At 70.6% G+C, this 21165-nt stretch carries 19 protein-coding genes; 11 read left to right on the top strand and 8 right to left on the bottom strand.

All coding sequences use genetic code 11. From position 1 onward, the window contains the following. The first annotated feature begins 33 nt into the window (after positions 1-33). The 3 genes from HEP75_RS08225 to HEP75_RS08235 all read left to right on the top strand — a co-directional run bounded on the left by HEP75_RS08225 (position 34) and on the right by HEP75_RS08235 (position 2719). Complete coding sequence (locus HEP75_RS08225; protein ID WP_185826089.1) at positions 34-834, top strand: DUF1289 domain-containing protein; 801 nt, start codon at positions 34-36, stop codon at positions 832-834. Continuing rightward, a complete protein-coding gene (locus HEP75_RS08230; RefSeq protein WP_185826090.1) occupies positions 831-1712 on the top strand; it encodes a sulfurtransferase in 882 nt (293 codons plus the stop codon). Before HEP75_RS08225 ends, HEP75_RS08230 begins: the two co-directional genes overlap by 4 nt. Before the next feature lie 89 nt (positions 1713-1801). Beyond that, entirely contained in the window at positions 1802-2719 is a 918-nt protein-coding gene (locus HEP75_RS08235; protein ID WP_255424037.1) for a DUF1684 domain-containing protein, read from the top strand. A 133-nt stretch (positions 2720-2852) separates the two neighbouring features. Here HEP75_RS08235 and HEP75_RS08240 read toward each other — a convergent pair whose 3' ends face one another. Further along, positions 2853-3446 carry an N-acetylmuramoyl-L-alanine amidase gene (locus HEP75_RS08240; protein ID WP_185826091.1) on the bottom strand — a complete coding sequence of 198 codons (594 nt, stop codon included), beginning with the start codon at positions 3444-3446 and terminating at the stop codon, positions 2853-2855. A gap of 22 nt (positions 3447-3468) precedes the next feature. Between HEP75_RS08240 and HEP75_RS08245 the strand changes: the two genes are divergently transcribed. The 5 genes from HEP75_RS08245 (at position 3469) to rlmKL (ending at position 9203) form a co-directional block, all read left to right on the top strand. After that, positions 3469-3960: an MOSC domain-containing protein gene (locus tag HEP75_RS08245; RefSeq protein ID WP_185826092.1), complete on the top strand. Its 492-nt coding sequence runs from the start codon at positions 3469-3471 to the stop codon at positions 3958-3960. Continuing rightward, on the top strand, positions 3957-4484 hold the full coding sequence (locus HEP75_RS08250; protein ID WP_185822825.1) for an alpha/beta fold hydrolase: 528 nt from the start codon (positions 3957-3959) through the stop codon (positions 4482-4484). The genes HEP75_RS08245 and HEP75_RS08250 overlap by 4 nt, the downstream gene beginning before the upstream one ends. Before the next feature lie 43 nt (positions 4485-4527). Beyond that, a complete protein-coding gene (locus HEP75_RS08255) occupies positions 4528-5037 on the top strand; it encodes an N-acetyltransferase (RefSeq protein WP_185826093.1) in 510 nt (169 codons plus the stop codon). A gap of 169 nt (positions 5038-5206) precedes the next feature. After that, complete coding sequence (locus HEP75_RS08260) at positions 5207-6820, top strand: ATP-binding cassette domain-containing protein (RefSeq protein ID WP_185826094.1); 1614 nt, start codon at positions 5207-5209, stop codon at positions 6818-6820. Between the two features lie 202 nt (positions 6821-7022). Further along, positions 7023-9203, top strand: coding sequence for a bifunctional 23S rRNA (guanine(2069)-N(7))-methyltransferase RlmK/23S rRNA (guanine(2445)-N(2))-methyltransferase RlmL (gene rlmKL / locus HEP75_RS08265; protein WP_185826095.1), 2181 nt, complete (start codon positions 7023-7025; stop codon positions 9201-9203). A 162-nt stretch (positions 9204-9365) separates the two neighbouring features. Here rlmKL and HEP75_RS08270 read toward each other — a convergent pair whose 3' ends face one another. From HEP75_RS08270 to HEP75_RS08285, 4 genes are all read right to left on the bottom strand, one after another. Further along, on the bottom strand, positions 9366-10409 hold the full coding sequence (locus HEP75_RS08270; protein WP_185826096.1) for an HD domain-containing phosphohydrolase: 1044 nt from the start codon (positions 10407-10409) through the stop codon (positions 9366-9368). A 57-nt stretch (positions 10410-10466) separates the two neighbouring features. Beyond that, positions 10467-14555 carry a CHASE domain-containing protein gene (locus tag HEP75_RS08275; protein WP_185826097.1) on the bottom strand — a complete coding sequence of 1363 codons (4089 nt, stop codon included), beginning with the start codon at positions 14553-14555 and terminating at the stop codon, positions 10467-10469. A gap of 180 nt (positions 14556-14735) precedes the next feature. Next, positions 14736-15977 (bottom strand): DUF445 family protein, encoded by a 1242-nt coding sequence (locus tag HEP75_RS08280; RefSeq protein WP_185826537.1) that lies wholly within the window; start codon positions 15975-15977, stop codon positions 14736-14738. A gap of 304 nt (positions 15978-16281) precedes the next feature. Further along, positions 16282-17145, bottom strand: coding sequence for a plasmid replication/partition related protein (locus HEP75_RS08285; protein WP_185826098.1), 864 nt, complete (start codon positions 17143-17145; stop codon positions 16282-16284). Positions 17146-17303: 158 nt separating this feature from the next. Here HEP75_RS08285 and HEP75_RS08290 point away from each other — a divergent pair, with 158 nt between their 5' ends. The 3 genes from HEP75_RS08290 (at position 17304) to HEP75_RS08300 (ending at position 18346) form a co-directional block, all read left to right on the top strand. Continuing rightward, positions 17304-17633: a hypothetical protein gene (locus HEP75_RS08290; protein ID WP_185826099.1), complete on the top strand. Its 330-nt coding sequence runs from the start codon at positions 17304-17306 to the stop codon at positions 17631-17633. A gap of 76 nt (positions 17634-17709) precedes the next feature. After that, positions 17710-18105 (top strand): DUF2809 domain-containing protein, encoded by a 396-nt coding sequence (locus tag HEP75_RS08295; protein ID WP_185826100.1) that lies wholly within the window; start codon positions 17710-17712, stop codon positions 18103-18105. Between the two features lie 70 nt (positions 18106-18175). Continuing rightward, a complete protein-coding gene (locus HEP75_RS08300; protein WP_185826101.1) occupies positions 18176-18346 on the top strand; it encodes a hypothetical protein in 171 nt (56 codons plus the stop codon). Between the two features lie 46 nt (positions 18347-18392). Here HEP75_RS08300 and HEP75_RS08305 read toward each other — a convergent pair whose 3' ends face one another. The 3 genes from HEP75_RS08305 to HEP75_RS08315 form a co-directional block, all read right to left on the bottom strand. Beyond that, entirely contained in the window at positions 18393-18707 is a 315-nt protein-coding gene (locus HEP75_RS08305; protein ID WP_185826102.1) for an EthD family reductase, read from the bottom strand. Between the two features lie 435 nt (positions 18708-19142). Beyond that, positions 19143-19505: an immunity 22 family protein gene (locus HEP75_RS08310; protein WP_185826103.1), complete on the bottom strand. Its 363-nt coding sequence runs from the start codon at positions 19503-19505 to the stop codon at positions 19143-19145. A gap of 151 nt (positions 19506-19656) precedes the next feature. After that, positions 19657-21153: a CoA-acylating methylmalonate-semialdehyde dehydrogenase gene (locus HEP75_RS08315; RefSeq protein WP_185826104.1), complete on the bottom strand. Its 1497-nt coding sequence runs from the start codon at positions 21151-21153 to the stop codon at positions 19657-19659. Positions 21154-21165 lie beyond the last annotated feature (12 nt).

The following is a 21165-nucleotide window of genomic DNA, read 5'->3' on the forward strand; positions in this document are numbered from 1 at the left end:
GAATCGCGCTAGTCTGAGCAGGTGTCGAATCCGATGGATCCCGTCCCCCATGCGTTGCTCACGCCCTGCATCGGTCTGTGCACGCTCGACGCGCAGGGCTACTGCGCGGGCTGCCTGCGCAGCGGCGACGAGATCGCGCGCTGGCGTGGCATGAGCGACGCCGAGCGCCAGCGCTATATGCAGGAGATCTTGCCGGAGCGCGGCTGGTCGCCGACCCCGGGCCAGCGCCTGGCCGAACGCACACGGCTGCTGCGCGCGCTGCATCCGCTGCAGTCGCCACCCGACGGCCCCGGCTGGAACCACCACGAACTGCACGACTTGCTGCCAGACGGCGTACTGGCCGAGGCGGCGGTGCTGGTCGGGCTGCTGCCGCGCGCCGACGGCACCCACGTGCTGCTGACCCGGCGTACCGACAGCCTGCGCCACCATGGCGGCCAGGTCAGTTTTCCCGGTGGCCGCATCGAAGCCGACGACGCCGATGCGGTGGCCGCGGCGATCCGCGAGAGCGAGGAAGAAATCGCGCTGTCCGCGGCGCAGGTGGAACCGCTGGGCTATCTCGATCCGTTCGTGACCATCAGCGGTTTCCGGGTGATGCCGGTGGTGGCTGCGATCGATCCGGCGTTCGTGCCGCAGCCGCATCCCGGCGAAGTGGCGGACGTGTTCGACGTGCCGCTGGCCTACCTGATGGCGCCCGACAACCTGCGCAGCATCGAGACCGATTACCGCGGGCGGCCGCGGGTGGTGCTGGAATACGGCTGGCCGGGGCAGCGGATCTGGGGCGCGACCGCGGCGATCCTGCTCAACCTGCGCCGACGACTGGAGCAAACCGCATGAGCGAACCCATCCCCGAGTGGCAGCATCTGGTCGATGCGCCGGCGCTGGCCGCCGTGCTTGGCCACCCCGACCTGCGCATCGTGGATGCGCGTTTCGCCGCTGCCGCGCTGGCCGATCCGCAGGCCGCGCAGCTCGCGCGCCAGGCCTACGCGCAGTCGCATCTGCCTGGTGCGGTATACGCCGATCTCAATACCGATCTGTCCGACCTCGGCCGCCGCGGCCTGGGCCGGCATCCGTTGCCCGAGGCCGATGCGTTCGCGCAGACGCTCGGCCGCTGGGGCATCGCGCCGCACACCCAGGTGGTGGTCTACGACGCCGGCGACGGCAGCATGGCCGCCGCGCGGCTGTGGTGGATGCTGGGCCTGCTCGGGCATCGCCGCGTCGCCGTGCTCGACGGCGGCCTGGCCGAATGGCGCCGGCTCGGCCTGCCGGAAACCGCTGCTGCCGCGACGCCTGCGCCGCTGCCGCCGTATCCGCAGCGTTTCGACGCGAGCCGCATTGCCGATGCCGAGGAAATCGCCGCGCGCCTGCACGAGGCGCCGGGCTGGTTGCTGGATGCGCGCGCCGCCGAGCGCTTCCGCGGCGAGGTCGAACCGATCGATCCGGTCGCCGGGCACGTGCCCGGCGCGGTCAACCGTCCGCTGGGCCAGAACCTGCGCGATGGGCGCCTGCGCCCGCCGCAGGAACTGCGCGCCGAACTGGAGCCGCTGCTGCACGGGCGCGATCCGCGCGAGGTGGTGCTGATGTGCGGATCGGGCGTGACCGCCTGCCATCTGCTGTTGGCGCTGGAGCATGCCGGCCTGCACGGTGCGCGCGTGTATGCCGGATCGTGGAGCGGCTGGATCGCCGATCCGGCGCGGCCGCGCGCCAGCGGCTAGCCGGCACGGCCAGGCGCCGTGGCGCGTCGGTGTGCGTGGAGGAGACATGCGTGGCAAGTACAATGGCTGAGGCGATGCGCTGGCGTGGGATGTGGATGCTGACGGCGGCGCTGAGTCTGGCCGGCTGCGGCGAGCGGCCGCGCGGCAACGGCGCCGATGCCTCGCCGCGCTCGCAGTCCGACGCGCACTACCGGATGGCGGTGGAACAGCGCCGCGCGCAACGCGTGGCGCGGCTGCGCGCGCCGGGCGGCTGGCTCAGCTATACCGGCTCCGGCCGGCTGCGCAGCGGCGTGCATCAGGTGGGCAGCGCCGCAGACAACGACGTGCAGCTGCCGGCCGGCCCCGCGCACCTGGGCAGCCTGCGCATCGACGCCGATGCCGGCGTGGCGTTCGAAGCCGCCGCAGACGCCGCGCCGACGGTGCGCGGGCAGCCGTTCCGCGCCGGTCGCCTCGGCACCGATGCGGCGCACGGCAGCGAGACGCGGCTGGCGCTGGGCGAGCAGGAGTTCTACGTGGTGCGCACCGGCAAGCTGTTCGGTTGGCGCTTCCGTGATCCGCAGGCGGCCGCGCGCGGCAGTTTCCGCGGGATCGATTATTTCCCGATCGATCCGCGCTGGCGTGTGGTCGCCGATTGGCATCCGGCGCCGGCGCCGCGCGCGATCGTGCTGCTCACCTCGATCGGCACGCCGCAGCCGCTGGCGCTGGCCGGCAGCGCCGAGTTCACCCTCGACGGCCGCCGTTACCGCTTGCAGGCGCTGCGCGACGACGACGGCAAGCGGCTGTTCTTCCCGTTCACCGACCGCACCAGCGGCCGCGAGAGCTATGGCGGCGCGCGCTATCTGTTCGTGGAGCCGTCGCAGGGCGAGCGCATCGTGCTGGACTTCAACCTGGCGCAGAACCCGCCGTGCGCGTTCACCGTGCACGTGGTGTGCCCGCTGGCGCCGGTCGGCAATCGCCTGGAACTGGCGGTGACTGCGGGCGAAAAAAACTATGTCGGTCCGCGTTGAGCCTGCGGTGCTGGGCGAGAAGGTGCGGCGGCGTTGCTGCTGTTTTTGTAGGAGCGGCTTCAGCCGCGACATACGCCATCAGGGTGCCTGTCGCGGCTGAAGCCGCTCCTACAGGAGGGTACAGGGCGCGGTGTCAGCGGTCTGAAAGCCCATCCGCCGAAGGCGCATACGGCGTCAGCGCCACCGCCTCCAGCACCTGCGCCCAAGGAAACATCGGGCCGGGATCGAGCTTGCGCTGCACCTGCAGCGCCGGGTCGTCGCTGGCGCTTTCGCGGCTGCGGTCCAGCGCGTCGTGGCCGGCGATGTGGCGCAGTTGCGGCAACTGCGCCTGCAACTGGCGCAGCAGCGCGATCAGCGCCTGGATCTGCGCCGGCGGATACGCTTCGTCCAGCGTCTGGTGGCGCGAATCCAGCCAATGCGGATAGCGGCCGCGGTTGACCAGTTCGATGCCAAGCGAACGCGGGTTGTAGCCGCGCACGTGGTGCGCCACCCGCTGCAGCGGCACGTAGCGGTGCACGCTGCCGTCGCGGTCGATGTAGAAGTGGCCGCTGTTGCCGGTGCCGGACGGATACAGCACGCGTTCGCCGTAGGCGCGCGCGCTGGCCAGGTCGGGCAGTTCGGTGCAATGGATCACCGCCAGATCGATCGCATCCAGCGTGCGCGCCTGCAGCTGTTCGACGTAGGGCAGGGGAGCATCGTGGATCGGCAACGGCGGGGTCTGCGACATGCGCGGATGCTAGCATTCGCCGATGACTCTGAATCCCGATAGCCCGCTGGCGACGCTGCTCGCCACGTTGCCGCGCGCCGGACGCGTGGACTGGATAGGCCTGCGCCCGGCACGCGACGTGCCGATGCTCGAAGTGGAGCAGGCGGTGGCGCACGCCGAGGGCGGCCTGTTCGGCGACCGCTACGCCGGTCGCAACGGCAAGCGCGGGTTGACCCTGATCCAGGCCGAACACCTGCCGGCGATCGCCGCCTTGGCCGGCCATGCGCAGGTGGCGCCGGCGACGCTGCGGCGCAACCTGGTCGTCTCCGGCATCCCGCTGATCGCGCTGAAAGGCCGCCGTTTCCGCGTCGGCGACGTCGAGCTGGAAGGCATCGCGCCGTGCGATCCGTGCTCGCGCATGGAGCACGCGCTGGGCCCGGGCGGCTACAACGCGATGCGCGGCCATGGCGGCCTGTGCGCACGAATCGTGCACGGCGGCACGCTGCGGCTCGGCGATGCGGTGGTGGCGCTGTGAGCCGCGGCCACTGCATTCTTGCGCACGGGTTCGAGAGCGGTCCGGACGCGATCAAGGTCGCGGCGCTGGCCGAGGTCGCGCAGCGCCTGGGCTGGAGCCACGAGCGTCCGGACTTCACCGACCTGGACGCGCGCCGCGAGGTCAGCCAGCTCGGCGACGTGCCGGCGCGGCTGCAGCGCCTGCTCGCGTTGACGCAGGCCGCCGCGCAGCGCGGGCCGGTGGTGCTGGCAGGATCCAGCCTGGGCGCGTACATCGCCGCGCAGGTGTCGTTGCAGGTGCCGGTGCGCGGACTGTTCCTGATGGTGCCGCCGACGCGCATGGGCTGGATGCCGGCGCTGGACGCGGCGCCGGTGCCGATCTCGATCGTGCACGCCTGGCACGACGAACTGATCCCCGCGGCCGAGGTGATCGCCTGGGCGCAGGCGCGCGCGGCGCGGCTGCTGCTGGTGGACGACATGCATCGGCTCGGCGGCCACGTCGAGACCGCGGCGCGCGCGTTCGCCGAATTGCTGGAAACGCTGTGAGCGGCATGTTCCGCGCAGCAGGCCGCATCGACCGGAGTCACCGATGGAACTGAACATCCGCGCCGAAACCCAAGCCGACCACGCCGCGATCGAGGCGCTGACCCTGGTCGCGTTCTTCCGCGTTGAGCACAGCCGACACGACGAGCAGCAGATCATCGAACGGTTGCGCGCGGACGGCGCGCTGACCCTGTCGCTGGTGGTCGAGCACGACGGCTACATCGTCGGGCATGTGGCGGTGTCGCCAGTGCAGCTCTCCGATGGCAGCCGCGGTTGGTACGCGCTGGGGCCGCTGTCGGTGGGGCCGGGCCACCAGCGCCAGGGACTGGGCACGCGGCTGGTGCGCGAGGCGCTGGCGCAGCTGCAGGCGCTGGGCGCGGCCGGCTGCGTGGTGCTCGGCGAGCCTGCGTTCTACGCGCGTTTCGGCTTCGCGCCGGAACCGGGGCTGGTGTTGCCCGGGGTGCCGGCCGAATACTTCCAGGCGATCGGTTTCGGCGACCGCCTGCCGCCGGTGGCCGAGGCCAACTACCACGACGCGTTCCTGGCCGGCGGCTGAGCGCCGCCGCCGCGTCGCTGCATGGCCGCGCGCATGCGGGTTACCATCGTGGCTCAGTGTAGTTAGCCAGCCGAGGATGCCTCCGATGCGCCATTGATGCCGCCGTCTTCGACGGCCTTGTCCGTTCCTGCCGAATGCGGCGGGCGTGACCGGCATCCCTGGAGTTCCCATGACGCATCCGTGGCTCGCGCTGGATAGCGCGTCGTATGTCCTGCCCGACGGCAGGCCCCTGTTTTCCGCTCTCGATTTCGCGCTCGATGCGCGCCGCACCGGCCTGGTCGGCCGTAACGGCGTCGGCAAGAGCGTGTTCGCGCGCCTGCTCGCCGGCCAGCTGACGCCCAGCGCCGGCCACTGCCGCCGGCATGGCCGCGTGCATTACCTGCCGCAGCAGATCGCGCGCGCCGCTGGCGACACGGTGGCGTCGCTGGCCGGGGTGGGCCCGGCGCTGGAGGCGCTGGCGCGGATCGAGGCCGGCAGCGCCGATCCGGCCGATTTCGATACGCTCGGCGAGCGCTGGGACATCGCCCAGCGCCTGTACGCCGAACTGGAGCTGTGCGGGCTCGGCCATGTGACCGCGCAGTGGCCGGCGGCCGAACTCAGCGGCGGCGAAGCGATGCGCGTCGCGCTGCTCGGCGCCTGGTTGTCCGACGCCGACGTGCTGATCCTGGACGAACCGAGCAACCATCTCGACCTTGAGCAGCGCCAGCAACTGCAGCAGCAACTGCAGCGCTGGCCGCACGGGCTGCTGGTGGTCAGCCACGATCGGGCGCTGCTGCAGCACATGCAGCGCATCGTGGAACTGTCGTCGCTGGGCTTGCGCGACTACGGCGGCGACTACGCGTTCTACGCGCAGTGCAAGGCGCAGCAGCAACAACAGGCGCTGGCCGAGCTGGAACGCCGCAAGCACGAACGCCGGCGTCACGGCGATGCGCTGCGCGAGCAGCAGGCGCGCCAGCAGCGGCGCAGCGCGCACGGCCGCCGCCAGGCGCAGGAGGCCAACCAGGCGCCGATCCTGCTCGGCGCGCAGCAGCAGCGCAGCGAACACAGCGCCGGCAAGCACCGGCAGCAAGCCGCCGACGCGCACGCGCGGCTGTCGGCGCAGGTGCGCGAGGCCGCGCGCGCGGTCGAGACCGCGGCACCGGTCGCCTTGTTCGCGCCGATGCCGGCTGCGGCGGCCGGTCGCCGGGTCGCCGACCTGCGCGGCCTGCGGCTGCCGTACGCGCCGTCCACGCGCGCCGCGCTGGATCTGTGCATCGGTGGCCGCCAGCGGATCGGCGTGGTCGGGCCGAACGGCAGCGGCAAATCGACCCTGCTGCGGGTGCTGGACGGCCAATTGGTGCCGCTGGCCGGGCGCTGCGCGGTGGAGGTGCCCAGCGCCTACCTGGACCAGGCATTGCAGCTGCTGGATCCGGCACAGCCGCCACTGGCGCAGCTGCAGGCGGCCAATGCGGTGGCCGACGTGGCTGCACTGCGCACGCGGCTGGCCTTGCTCGGCCTGGACGCGCAGCGCATCGGCGTGCCCAGCGGCCGGCTCAGCGGCGGCGAGCGCCTGAAGGCGGCGCTGGCCTGCGCGTTCTACCGCGATCCGCCGGCGCACCTGCTGCTGCTCGACGAGCCGGACAACCACCTGGACCTGGACGCGCGCGAGGCGCTGCGACAGGTGCTGCTGCAGTATCCAGGTGCGCTGCTGGTGGTCTCGCACGATGCCGCCTTCCTCGACGGCCTGCGCCTGGACACGCGCCTGCAGGCCGACCCGGACGGCTGGCGGCTGGCGCCGTGGTGAGTGCGCGCCGCGCGCCCTGGGCGGCAACCGCCGGGCGTGGAGCATGGCCCGGGCTGGTAATGGCGGGCGCGATGGCCGACCATTCGCGTCTTCCCGTCCGTTGCTGCCGCCCGCCCGCCGTGGGCCGCGCTGCCGCGATACGCGCGGGGCGGGCCTGGCGCCCGCCCGCGCATCCTTCCTTCTTCGTGTGGTCCGCATTCCCGTGAAATTCTTCGTCTCCTGCGCCAAGGGCCTGGAATACCTGCTCGTCGACGAGCTGCTCGCGCTCGGCGTCGCCAAAGCCACCGCCACCGTGTCCGGGGTCAACAGCGAGGGCGAGCTGCGCGATGCGCAGCGCGCGGTGCTGTGGTCGCGCCTGGCCAGCCGCGTGCTGTGGCCGCTGGACGAATTCGACTGCCCCGACGAGACCGCGCTGTATGCCGGAGTGGCGGCGTTGCCGTGGCGCGAGCACCTGACCTCGCAGCACACCCTGGCGGTGGACGCGCACGTGTCCGGCACCGCGATCACGCATGCGCGCTATGCCGCGCAGCGGGTCAAGGACGCGGTGGTGGACACGCTGCGCGGCGAAGGCCTGGAGCGGCCGTCGGTGGACGTGGAGGATCCGGACCTGCGTCTGAACCTGTCGCTGCGCAAGGGCCGCGCCACGCTGTCGGTGGACCTGGGCGGCGGCTCGCTGCACCGGCGCGGCTGGCGCCAGGTGCAGAACGCCGCGCCGCTGAAGGAGAACCTGGCCGCGGCGGTGCTGCTGCGCGGGCAATGGCCGCAGCTGTATGCGCAGGGCGGCGGCCTGCTGGATCCGATGTGCGGCAGCGGCACGCTGCTGATCGAAGGCGCGCTGATGGCCGCCGACGTGGCCCCGGGGCTGCTGCGCGGCGATCTGGCCGCCGCGCGCCGTGGCGACGCCGGGCCGCTGCAATTCAGCGCCGCGCCGAGCCGTTGGCTGGGCTTCGACCAGGAGGCCTGGCGCACCCTGTTGACCGAGGCGCGGCAGCGCGAGGCGGCCGGCCGCGCCGCGTTGCAGCCGGTGATATACGGCGGCGACATCGATCCGCATGCGATCCGCGCCGCGCGCGAGAACGCACAGGCGGCCGGGGTCGCCGCGGCGATCGTGTTCGAGGTGCGCGATGTCGCCGACCTGCGTACGCCGGCGCAGGCGCTGGGCACGGTGGTGTGCAATCCGCCGTACGACGAACGCCTGGCCGCCGACACCGCGCTGTACCGGCGCCTGGGCGAGGCGCTCAAGCGCGCGGTGCCGCAGTGGCGCGCCAGCCTGCTGTGCGGCAATGCCGACCTGGCCTACGCCACCGGCCTGCGCGCGGCGAAGAAATACCAGATGTTCAATGGCGCGCTGGAATGCCCGTTGATCGTCTGCGACCCGATCGCGGTGGCGCAGCGCGAGCCGGCCGAGGCGCCGCGCGCGCTCAGCGACGGCGCGCAGATGGTCGCCAACCGGCTGCGCAAGAACCTGCGCAAGTTCAAGAACTGGCGCGCGCGCGAACGGGTCGGCTGCTTCCGCGCCTACGACGCCGACCTGCCCGAATACGCGGCGGCGATCGATGTGTACCAGGAAGACGGCGGCCAGGCGCGCACCTATCTGCACGTGCAGGAATACGCCGCGCCGGAGGAGATTCCCGACGCCGACGTGCGCCGCCGCCGCAACGAGCTGCTGGCCGCCGCGCGCGAGGTATTCGAGGTCCCGGCCGAGCGGGTGGCGCTGAAGTCGCGCGAGCGCGGCAAGGGCGGCAGCAAGTACGGCCGTTTCGAGCAGCGCGGCGAGTTCCTGGTGGTGCGCGAACACGACGCGCTGCTGCGGGTGAACCTGTTCGATTACCTGGACACCGGCCTGTTCCTGGACCACCGCCCGCTGCGCGGGGCGATGGCGCAGCAGGCGCGCGGCAAGCGCTTCCTCAACCTGTTCTGCTACACCGGCGTGGCCAGCGTGCAGGCCGCCGTGGCCGGCGCCGATTCCACCACCAGCGTGGATCTGTCCGGCACCTACCTGCAGTGGTGCGCCGACAACCTGGGCTTCAACGGCAAGGGCGGCGCCCAGCACCGGTTGGTGCAGGCCGACGCGCTGACCTGGCTGGAGGCGGAGAAGAATCGCTACGACGTGATCTTCTGCGACCCGCCGACCTTCTCCAACTCCGCGCGCGCCGAGGATTTCGATCTGCAGCGCGAGCACGTGCGGCTGCTGCGCGCGGCGGTGGCGCGGCTGATGCCGGAGGGCGTGCTGTACTTCTCCAACAATTTCCGCCGCTTCAAGCTGGACGAGGACGCGCTGGCCGAATTCGCCTCGTGCGAGGAGATCACCGCGCAGACCATCGCGCCGGATTTCGAGCGCAATCCGCGGATTCACCGTGCCTGGCGGTTGCAGCGGCGCTGAGGGCGGCGCGCGTCGCAGCGTCTTCGTCTTGTGGTTGCTGTTGTATGTTGTAGGAGCGGCTTCAGCCGCGACAGGCTCTACGGATAGAGCCTGTCGCGGCTGAAGCCGCTCCTACATTGGTGCGGGCAGCGCGAGCATTTGTGCGGACAGCGAGCGTGCGGCTCAGCCGTCGCTGTGCTGCACCGAGGCATGCGCGTTGGCGCGGTGCGGCACGTCGTCGCCCGGCTCGCGTTCGCTCCAGTAGTCCTGGATCTGCAGGATCTGCGGCAGGATCTCGGTGAACAGGCTCACCAGCCGCGGCTCGAACTGGGACCCGGCCTGCTGCTGGAACATCGCCATCACCTTCGCCAGCGGCCATGGTTCCTTGTACGGGCGCTGCGTGGTCAGCGCATCGAACACATCGGCCAGGGCTACGATCCGCGCCGACTCGGGAATGCGTTCGCCGGCCAGGCCGGCCGGATAGCCATTGCCGTCCCAGTGCTCGTGGTGGTACAGCGCGACCTCGGCGGCGAGCCGGAACAGCGGCGCGCCGCTGCGGCTGAGGATGTCGTAGCCGATCTGCGGATGCCGCTTCATCACCGTCCATTCGTCCGCATCCAGCGGCCCCGGCTTCTTCAGGATCGCGTCGGGGATGCCGATCTTGCCGGTGTCGTGCATCGGCGCGGCCTGCTCGAGCAGCTTGGCGTCCTCGCCCGACCAGCCGGCGGCCACCGCCAGGGCGCGGGCGTAGGCGGCCATCCGCCAGATATGGGTGCCGGTGTCCGAGTCGCTGTAGTGGCCGGCCATGCCCAGCATCTGGATCGCGTCGCGATGGCTGCTGGCCAGGCTGGCGGCGCTGACCAGCGACAGATGGGTGCGCACCCGCGCGCGCAGGATGCTCGGCGAATACGGCTTGGTGATGTAGTCCACGCCGCCGGCCTCGAAGCCGATGCTCTCGTCGGCGTCCTTGTCCTTGCCGGTGACGAAGATGATCGGGATCGGCGCGGTGCGCGGGTCCTGTTTCAGGGTGCGGGCGATGGTGTAGCCGTCCAGGTCGGGCAGGTCGACGTCGAGCAGGATCAGCGCCGGGCGGTGCTTGACCACCGCGCGCAGCGCCTCGGCGCCGTTCTTGGCGAAGGTCAGCGCGTAGTCCTCGCGCAGGATCTGGCGGATCAGCGCCAGGTTGCTGGCTTCGTCGTCTACGCACAGGATGGGGGGCTGGACCATCGTCGTTCCTTGTCGGGTGCATCCAACGGCAGCCGGATTGGATCGGCGCTGCGGATGCTAGTGGATTGCATCGGCCTGCCAGCGCCTGACTTGAGCTTCGGCCTCGCGGAAGGAAAAACTCTCGACCAACTGCTTCAGCTCCGTGGCCATCGCCGCGGGCAGCGAGGGCGCCAGGTCGTGCAGCACCCGTTCCACGCGGTCCGGGTCGTCGCTGTCCAGGGCCTGCAGCAGCATCTGCAGTTGTTGCTGCAGCGGGACCGCGGCCGCGGCGCCGTCGTCCGCGATGGCGGCGGGGGCGGCAGGCGGCACCGGCGCGGGCAACGCCTCGGCCTCGGCCGCGAAGCGCCGAATCGCCGTGGCGGTGGCGCTCATGGCCGTGCCCAGCGCCGCGATCGCGGCGTCGGCCTGGTCCGGCGCGTCGCCGAGCCGTTCCTCCAGCGCGGCGCTGGCCGCGACCAGCGCCGGCAGCGCCAGCGAGCCGGCCGAGCCGCGCAGCTTGTGCACGTAGGAGATCGCCGCCGCCGGCGCCTGCGCATCCAGCAGGGTCTGCAGCGTCGCCGCCGGATCGGGGTTGTCCTGCAGCAGTTTCAGCAGGTAACGCTGATAGGGCACGCGCTCGTTCCACAGGCGTTGCGCCTGCGCGGCGTCGAGCAGCTGTGGATCGGCCTCGGGCCAGACCTCTGCGGCGGAGGTCGGCAGCGGCTCCAGCGGCAGCGACAGGCGCAGCGGCAGGAACTGGCGGATGATCGCGATCAGTTCCTCGACCTGGAACGGCTTGGCGATGAAGCCGTTCATGCCGCTGGACAGCGCCAGTTCCTGTTGCTGGCGGTAGGCGCCGGCGGTCAGTGCGATCACCGGCAGGCCGGCCAGGCGCGGGTCCTCGCGCAGCAGGCGAGTGGCCTCGTAGCCGTCCAGGGTCGGCATCTGCACGTCCATCAGCACCAGCTGGAAGCGGCTGGGATCGCGCCGCAGCCGCTGCAGCGCCTGCTCGCCGTCGTGGGCCAGTTCCACCAGTGCGCCTTCGCCTTCGAGGATGCGCTGCGCGACCTCGCAATTGATCTCGCTGTCGTCCACCACCAGCAGCCGCGCGCCGGCCAGGCGCGGGGTGCCGTCGCCGCTGAGCAAGGGCGCCGGGCCGTCGCCGCGGCGCCGCGCCAGCAGCGTGGCGATGGTGCGGTACAGCGCCGAGGCGGTGACCGGCTTGGTCATCACCGCGTCCACGTCGCTGGGCGCGTAGTGCTGCTCTTCCAGCAGGCGGCGCTCGTAGGCGGTGACCATGACGATGATCGGCTGCCGGTCCGGCGCCGATTGCGCGCGGATGCGCTGCGCCACGCGCAACCCGTCCAGGTCGGGCATGCGCCAGTCGAGCAGGATCACGTCGAAGCCCTCGCGTTCCGGGCCGGCCGCGGCGATCGCGTCGGTGCCGTTGGCCACCGCTTCCACCTGCCAACCGAAACCGCTGGCGATGCTGCTCAGGTTGCTGCGCACCAGGTCGTGGTCGTCGGCGATCAGCACCCGCCGCGCTTCCGGATGTTCGACCTCGGCGGCCGGCGCCGGCAGCACCGGGAAGCTGATCGCGAAATAGAAATCGCTGCCGCGGCCCGGCGTGCTCTGCACTTCGAGCTGGCCGCCCATCAGCTCCACCAGGCGTCGGCTGATGGTCAGGCCCAGGCCGCTGCCGCCGTAGCGGCGGCTGGTGGAGGTGTCGGCCTGCAGGAACGGCGAGAAGATCAGGCTCTGCTTGTCGCGCGCGATGCCGATGCCGGTGTCGCGTACCGAGAAGAACAGCTTGATCTTGCCCGGTTCGCCGCTGGGGAAGCTGCGCACCGACAGCGCCACTTCGCCTTGCTCGGTGAACTTGATGGCATTGCCGACCAGATTGATCAGCACCTGGTTCAGGCGCAGCGCGTCGCCGCGCAACCAGCGGCAGCCGGCCGGCAACGGTTCGACGATCATCTCCACCGGCTTGGCGCTGATCGCCGAGGTCATCAGCGCGGCGATGTTCTCCAGCAGCTGGTTCAGGTCGAACGGTTCCGATTCCAGGTCGATGCGCCCGGATTCGATCTTGGAGAAGTCGAGGATGTCGTTGATGATCTCCAGCAGCGCGCGCGCCGACGCGTCGCTCTTCTGGATCATGTCCTTGGCCGCCTGCGGCAGTTCGCTGTGCTGCAGCAGGTACAGCATGCCCAGGATCGCGTTCATCGGCGTGCGGATCTCGTGGCTCATGTTGGCCAGGAAATCGCTCTTGGACTGGTTGGCGGTTTCCGCCGCGTCGATCGCCAGGCGCAGTTCGCGCTCGTGGCGCTTCTGCTCGGTCAGGTCCACCGCGATGCCCAGGTAGCCGATCACCTGGTCGTTGTCGTCGCGCAGCGTGCTCAGCGTCAGCAGCACCGGGAACGGGCGGCCGTCCTTGCTGACGTAGGTCCATTCGCGGGTGTCGCTGCGCCCCAGCGTGGACAGCGCGGCCACCGATTCGAACGCCGGCGCCACCGCCATGCCCGACTGCGCGGCCATGCTTTCGGCGCGGCTGGCCAGTTGCTCCGGATCCAGGAACAGGCCGGTGGCCTTGCGCCCGATCATCTCGTGCGCGGGATAGCCGAGCATGGTTTCGGCGGCGGGGTTGAACAGGGTGATGGTGCCGTCCGGGTCGGTGGCCACGATCGCGTAGCCGGCGTTGGCCAGGATCGCGCGCTGCAGCGCCGAATAGGTGACCAGTTCGCTGGTGCGCTGCGCCACCTGCTGTTCCAGGGTGGCGTTGAGCTCCAGCACCCGCGCTTCGGCACGCACCCGTTCGGACACATCGTGCAGCAGGTGCGAGTGGCCGGCCATGTCGCCGTCGTTGTCCAGGATCGGCGAGGCGCTGGCCAGCACGCTGACGCGATGGCCGTCGCGATGGCGCAGTTCCCGCACCTGCGTGCCGTTGCCGGCAGAGTCGCGGATCTGGCTGCCGAGCAGGTCCTGCAACGGCTGGCCGATGGCCTGCGCCGCGGCGTAACCGAAGATGCGCTCGGCGGCCGGATTCCAGTGGGTGATGCGGCCATCCGGGTCCTCGGCCACGATCGCTTCGCTGGAACCGCCGACCAGTGCGGCCAGCTGGCTCTGCTCGCGCAGGATCAGGTCGCGGCGGTGGCGGCCGGTCAGGTACAGGTACAGCAGCGCGGCGAGCAGCACGGAGATGCCGCCGACTAGGCCGCCAGCCAGCAGCGGCGAGGTCTGGTTGAGCGAGCGCACGAAGGCCGGCGTCGCCTGCGTGCTGAGCAGCCAGCGGCGGCCGTACACCGGCATGCTGCGTTCGGCGCGCAGCCCGGTCGCCGACGCCTGGGCGGCGCCGTCGCCGCTATAGAACGGCTGGGCGCTGTTTTCGCTGTCGGCCAGGGTCAACAACAGTTCGTGGGAATGGTTGGGGGAGGCCACCAGCACTTCGGCGATGTTCAGCGGCGCATAGGCCCAGCCGGTGGTGGCCTGCCAGCGTTGCTCGGCGGTCTGCAGCGGCAGGTCTTCGCGGTAGATCGGCAGCAACAGCAGGAAGCCGCTGTTGCCGATTCCCGGCGTCTGTACCAGGCGGATCGGCGCGGTGATGGTCGGCTTGCCGGATCGCACCGCGGCGATCGCCGCCGCGCGCCGCGCCGGCTCGGAGGCGATGTCGAACCCCAGCGCGGGATTGTTGACGCGCCGCGGTTGGATATACAGGATCACGAAGCGATCGCCGTCGTGCGGCGCCAGCTGGTGGATCTGCAGCGATGGCGCGCCGTCGCTGTGTGCCTGTTGCAGGAACGCGGCCTCGTCGGCCGGCGCCACCCGGCGGATATAGCCGAAGCCGCGCACCCCGGGAAATTCGCGCCGGTACTCGCGCGAAGCGCTGTAGCGGTCGAAGCGATCGCGCGAGATATGGTCGCCGCCGGCGGCGATGACCGCGCCGCGCGCGCCGCGCAGACCGTGCTCGTAGACATTCAGGCGTTGCTGCAGCTCGCCGGTGACGTGGGTGGTCAGTTGCTGGAAGCGGTCGCGGGCCTCCTGGCGATTGCGCTCGTGCAGGCTGCGTGCGAGCAGCACCGCGGCCAGCAATCCCAGCAGCAGCACCGCCAGCGCGGCGCCGAGCGCCGACCGTGCAGGGCCGACAGCGGGTGTCCAGCGGTTCTTCGACATGCGCCCCTTTCCTTTGGCGAACGCTGGCGATGCAAAGGCATCGGCGTCCCTCCAGTCCGTACGGGATGGCTTTCACGATTGAAGCGACGGCCCTGCCCCGACCGTGCATCCCACGCTAGCGCGATCGTCTTGGCCGCACCAGCCCCCGCGGCGGATTGCGGGAGCCACCGTCTACGACCTTCATGGAATCAGCGTGACGGCTGCGTGCAGCGCGACCCCGATCAGGCCGCCGACCAGGGTGCCGTTGAAGCGGATGTACTGCAGGTCGCGGCCGACGCTCAATTCCAGTTGCTCCACCAGATGGCGTTCGTCCCAGCCTTTCACGGTCTGCGCGATGTGTTCGGTGACGCCGCTGCGCAGGCGCTGGGTCAGCTTCTCCGCGCCGCCCAGCAGGTGCTGGTTGAGCGCATCGCGCAACGCGCTGTCCTGTGAAAGCGACTCGCCGAGCGCCCCCAGCGAGCGCTGCAAATGCTGCACCAGCACACCGTCGCTGCGCGACAGGTCCTCGCGCAGGCTGGCGTGGATCTGGTCCCACAGGCCTTGCACGTAGTCCTGCACGCCGGGATGCTCGATCAGCCGCTGCTTCATCGCCTGCAGCTTGTCGGCGGTGGCCGGGTCGCTGCGCAGGCGTTGCACGTAGCCGCCGAGCCAGCGCTCGTAGTCCTGGCGCAGCGGGTGCTGCGGTTGCGACAGCACGTCCTGCAGTTCGTCCAGCAGCGCATGCGCCAGGCGCTCGGCCAGGGTGTCGGCGATGCCTTCCACCGGCTTGACCCATTCCACCGTGCCGACCAGCTTGGGCCATTCGCGGCGCGCGTACTTGACGATCATCGCCGACACGCGCTGCTTCACCGTCGCATCGTCCAGGTGCCGGCCGAGCCGGGTCAGCGCTTCGTCGAGCAGGGCCTGGTGGCGGCCATCGGCGGTGAGCAGGCCGAGGATCTCGCCGGCGGTGGCGGCGGCGTTCCATTCGCGCAGGCGCGCCACCACGAAGCCATGGATGCGGCGCCGCACCGCGGCCTCGTCGAGCAGGTCCAGCGCCTGCAGCGCCCAGCCGCGCGCCAGGTCGGCCAGCTTGCCGGCCTGCGCGGGTTCGGCCAGCCACTGGCCCAGCCGCTTGGCCGGATCGAATGCGCTGAGCTTGGCCAGCAGCGCCGCCGGTTCCAGGAAATGGTCGCGCACGAACACCGCCAGGCTGTCGGCGATGCGCGCCTTGCCGTGCGGGATGATCGCGGTGTGCGGGATCGGCAGCCCCAGCGGATGGCGGAACAGCGCCACCACCGCGAACCAGTCGGCCAGCGCGCCGACCGTGGCGGCCTCGCAGAACGCGCCGATCCAGGCCCAGGCGCCGTGCATGCCCATGACGTGGCTGAGCAGGAAGCCGGCCAGCATCGCCAGCAACAACAGCGCGGCCAGCAGTTTCATGCGCCGCAGCTGCGCGCGGCGCGGATCGGGCGGCATCGACGGGTCGGAAGAAACGCTCATGGCGCCCAGTGTACGCAGCGCCGGGTTAGAGGGATTTCATCGTGCGGGCGAGGGTGGCTGCGTGTCGCGTGGCGAGTACGTACGAACGATTGTCATCGATGTGCGTGGCCTCTCCGTGGCAGGCGGGCGGCGTACCTGTGGGAGGGACTTCAGTCCCGACGCGGTATCGCCGGAAAGCCTCGGGACGGAAGTTCCTCCTGCAGGCGCCACGCATCGGAGCGATGCGTGACGGGCCGGTGCCGGATCACTCCTGCAACTGCGCGCGCAACGCCGCGACTTCCTCGCGCAGCGTCCGGTTCTCGGCGTCGAGCTCGGCCACGCGCTGGCGCAGTGCGGCCAGTTCGGTGTCGCCGCGCATGGTGTCGCCATCGCCGTCCTGCTCGGTGGCCGTTGTGTCGCGCGGTTTGCGTTTGGATTCGCGGGCGCGCTTGGCCGCCTGCTTGAGTTCGTCCTTGCCGGCGATCGCCGCAGCGCGCTGTTCGTCCTCGGGCAGGCTGGCCACCGCGGCGGCGGCGTTGATCGAGATCGTGCCGGATTTCACCGCTTCCACCACTTCGGCGGTGGCCTGCTTCTGGATCTTCTCGATCTGCAGCACCTGGCTGTTGCTGAGCCGTGCGGCCCGTGCCAGGTCGGCGCGGCTCAGCGGTGCCGGCATCGCCTCGACGCTCGCGCCGTCCGCGCCGGCCGGCGCATCGGCCCAGGGCGCGGCATCGTCGTGAGCATCGCCCGGTGCGGCATCGGCGCCGTCGGCGGACTCCGCGGGCGGGGCGGCGGCGCGGCTGCGGCGCTCGGCCAGGATCTCGCGCTTGCGCAGCGCCAACACGCCGCGCTGGAAATCGGACACGCTGCGCCGGCCCAGGTGCTGGTCGATCATCCACAGGTGCACGTCCTGCAGCGACTGGAAACGGGTGTTCTGCACGGTCTGGAACGGCAGCCCGTGCTTCTGGCAGATGCCGTAGCGGTTGTGCCCGTCGACCAGGATCTCGCCCCACAGCACCAGCGCATCGCGGCAGCCTTCGGCGAGCAGGCTGCGCTCCAGCGCCGCGTATTCGTCGGCGGTGAGTGGATCGATGTAGGCCTTGAGATCTTCTTTGACGACGATGTTCATCGGGGGCGTGGCACGGTGTTGCGAGGGGGCCGGCATTGTAGAGACTTGCGTGCGGTCGCGCCTGGCAGCATGCGTCGTTGACGCTGTCTCGGAGCGGGCACAGAATCCGCACGGCTTGGCGATCGGGGGATCGCGGCCCGGCCGATGGAGGCGCGACGATGATCTTGTGGGGATGGGGCGAGCGCAACGTCGCCTGCGGCGTGGAAGAACGCGAGTTCTGCAAGAACTGCGACCAGGAGCAGGCGTTCGCGATGCGCCTGCACTACGCGTATGGGCACTTCTACCATCTGTTCGGCTGGGTGCGCGAAAAGCAGTACCAGTTGGTGTGTCCGGTGTGCTGCCACGGCTGGCTGCTGAACCAGGCCAGCGCCGAGAGCAAGCTGCAGGCCGTGCCGATCCCGTTCCACCAGCGCTGGGGATGGCTGGTGATGCTGGTGCTGGCGGTGCTGATCGCCGCGGCGGTGCTGCTGCACGGGAGCGGCGCCTAGCGGCCGCACCAGGCTGCCGTCGTCAACGCCGCGCCAGTTCTGCTGTAATGCGCGGCCCTGCCGCCGACACGTCGCCATGCCCGTTTCCGCAACCGGACGCCGCCGCCTGTGGTTGAGCGCTGCCATCGTGGCGACGATCGCCGCCGGATTGGCGTCGCGGCAGTTCCCATGGTTGCTGCCGTCGTGGCTGGGCAAGTTTCCCGGCGATGCGCTGTGGGCGCTGATGGTCTACCTCGGCCTGGCGTGGCTCGCGCCCAGCGCGCGGCCGCTGCGGGTGGCGACCGTGGCATTGGCTGTGTGCTGGCTGGTGGAAGCGTCGCAGCTGTACCGCACGCCGTGGCTCGACGCGCTGCGCGCCACCACGCTCGGGCACCTGGCCTTGGGTTCCACGTTCGTGTGGCTGGACCTGCTCGCCTACGCGGTGGGCGTGGCCGCCGGCGCGGCGCTGGACCGGTGTTGCGCGCGCCGATGAACGCGGTCCAGGATCCGAGGAAAACCATCACCGACGTCCTGGCCGCCGGCTTCGCGACCCATGGTTCGCGTTGAAGCGCGGCCGTTCGTTCGAGAAAAGCGGTGCAGACGGCCCGCTGTATCGCTGCAACGTCAGCGCCAGGGACGGGGACCGGGAACTGGCGGAGAAATATGCGTATCTGCAGCGGCGCGTCGCGGACCGCAAGGAACTCGCGCTGTTCTGCAAGTGCCTGAACCTCTAAGCGCGATCAGGAAGGCCGCTGCGCCAACGCGAAGCGGCCGCAGCGCTCAGTCGACCACTACTTCGCTGATCTGCATCACCGGGGTCAGGTCGGTGTAGTTCTTGATGTCGCCAAGGATCTCGTCGGCATGCGGGCCGAAGCCGGCCTGGAACGCTTCCACCGAGTCGCTGAAGATGTGGCACATGCCGATATAGGTCGGGTCGCTGCCGGGGGCGCCGCCGGACAGGCCCTTGTCCACGGTGTAGCGCTTGCAGGCCGCGCCCATGCGCGCCTGCAGCAGCGGCATGTGCGTGTCGCGGTAGTAGGCGTGGTCGAAACGGGCGCCTGGCGTATACGGGTACATCACGCTGACCTTGATCATGGAGCGACTCCTGTGGCTGCGGCGGTAGGGTGTGCATGCTGCGTAAGTCGCATCAGGCTACACCCTCGCGCTGCTACGCCCGTGCTGCGCTGCGGCGGCAACGCGCTGCTGGAAGATTTGCCGCCTCGGCAGTGCACCGTTACCGCGCCCTCGCGTGTGGGCGGCTCATGCCCGAATGGATGCCCCGGGACCCCGCTGCCGGGCCACATCGGCGTTGATCAGCAAAGACAGAGTGTCCCCATCACCGGTCCATCTCCGCCTCATGGCCAGGAGTTTCGGCAATGCCCCGGCGCTGCGACCACTTGGTCCTGCGGTCTGCCTCGACCATCGCATGTGTGCCGTGTCGTCTTGCGGCTGCGCGTCGTCGAAGCGAAGAGTCGCGCGAAATTTCGTGCCGGATCGAATCTGGCCAAGACGCAGCGCTGGCCCGAATGGTCAGGTGGTGGCGTAGCCGAACGAACCGATGTGTCTCACCGAGGCGCCAGCGGGATGGTGCGGCTGGTTTGGCGCAAACACGCAGATCGCCGCATCCGCCACGATGCTGCCATCCACTTCGTGCCGCCATTGATCCCAGTACGAAGCGTCGGACAGCAATTCGTTCAATCCTTCCGGACTTCCCGATGCGGCAACGACCGCCTCGATGCAAGCGGGTTCGCAACGGCTCATCAGCCCGATCTCGCGCATGAATGGCGACGCTACGCCGTCGCCATCCTCGGTATAGGTCCGATCGATGTAGCCTCGCAATTCTTCCATGGTGGCGAATCTGCCACTGGATACGAAGACGTGAACGATGGGCATAGGGGCAATTTGCCGTGCGAACGAATCCGACCGTATCACGAGGCGCAGCCATCTGGCAGGGGAACGCGCTCGGTGATTCCGTCATGGCGTTCGTCGATGATTCCGGCACCTTCAACGCGAATAAAAAAGTTCTTCGGCGTGGGGTGCGCTGTTAGCGCATCGTCGGCATCGCGAACTCGGCATCGCGCGCCGCCGCCGGCCAGCGCGCGGTGACGGTCTTGAGCCGGGTGTAGAAGCGCACGCCGTCGGGGCCGTGCACGTGCAGCGGGCCGAACAGCGAGCGTTTCCAGCCGCCGAAGCTGTGGAACGCCATCGGCACCGGGATCGGCACGTTGATGCCGACCATGCCGGCCTGCACGCGCCGGGCGAAGGCGCGCGCAGCGCCGCCATCGCGGGTGAACACCGCCGCGCCGTTGCCGTATTCGTGCGCGTCGATCAACTGCAGCGCGGCTTCCGCGTCGGCCACGCGGACCACGCACAGCACCGGGCCGAAGATCTCTTCGCGATAGATGCGCATGTCGGCGCGGACGTGGTCGAACAGGCTGCCGCCGAGGAAGAAGCCATCTGCCGCCGCCGCTGGCGTTTGTGCGTCGCGCCCATCCACCACCAGCGTGGCGCCGTCGGCCACGCCGCTGTCGATGTAGCCGCGCACGCGCTCGCGGTGCGCGGCGCTGATCAGCGGGCCCATGTCCGGCTCGTCGGTGCCGGCACCGAGGGTCAGCGCGGCCACGCGAGGAGCCAGTTTGGCGACCAGCGTATCGGCGACCGCATCGCCGACGCACACCGCCACCGAGATCGCCATGCAGCGCTCGCCGGCCGAGCCGTAGCCGGCGCCGAGCAGGGCGGACACCACGTCGTCCAGGTCGGCGTCGGGCAGGACCACCAGGTGATTCTTGGCCCCGCCCAGCGCCTGCACGCGCTTGCCCAGCGCGCTGCCGCGCGCGTACAGGTCGGCGGCGACCGGGGTGGAGCCGACGAAGCTCAGCGCCTGCACCTGCGGGTGCGCGAGCAGCGCGTCCACCGCCGGTTTGGCGCCGTGCACCACGTTGAACACGCCGTCCGGCAGGCCGGCCTCGTGCAGCCAGTCGGCCAGCAGCAGCGAGGCGGACGGATCGCGCTCGGACGGCTTGAGCACGAAGCTGTTGCCGCAGGCCAGCGCCACCGGCAGCATCCACAGCGGCACCATCGCCGGGAAATTGAACGGGGTGACGCCGGCGACCACGCCCAGCGGCGCGTACTCGCTCCATGAATCCACGCCGCGGCCGACATCGACCGAATGCTCGCCCTTGAGCAGCTGCGGGATGCCGCAGGCGAATTCCACCACCTCCATGCCGCGAGTGACCTCGCCGCGCGCATCGGACACCACCTTGCCGTGCTCGGCGCTGATGCAGCGGGCCAGGGTATCGGCATGCCGTTCGAGCAGGTCGCGGAAGCGGAACATCACCCGCGCGCGCTGCAGCGGCGGGGTCGCCGCCCAGGCCGGGAACGCCTGCGCGGCGGCGGTCACCGCCATGTCGACCGCATGCGCGTCGCCCAGCGGCACGCGCCGCGCCACCGCGCCGCTGGCCGGGTCGAACACCTCGGCGTAGTCGCCGTTGCGGAAATCGACGCGGCCGCCGCCGATGTAGTGGGACAGTGTTTCGGTCATGGTCGGTGTTCC

The sequence above is a fragment of the Xanthomonas sp. SI genome (assembly GCF_014236855.1).
Taxonomy (GTDB): Bacteria; Pseudomonadota; Gammaproteobacteria; order Xanthomonadales; family Xanthomonadaceae; genus Xanthomonas_A.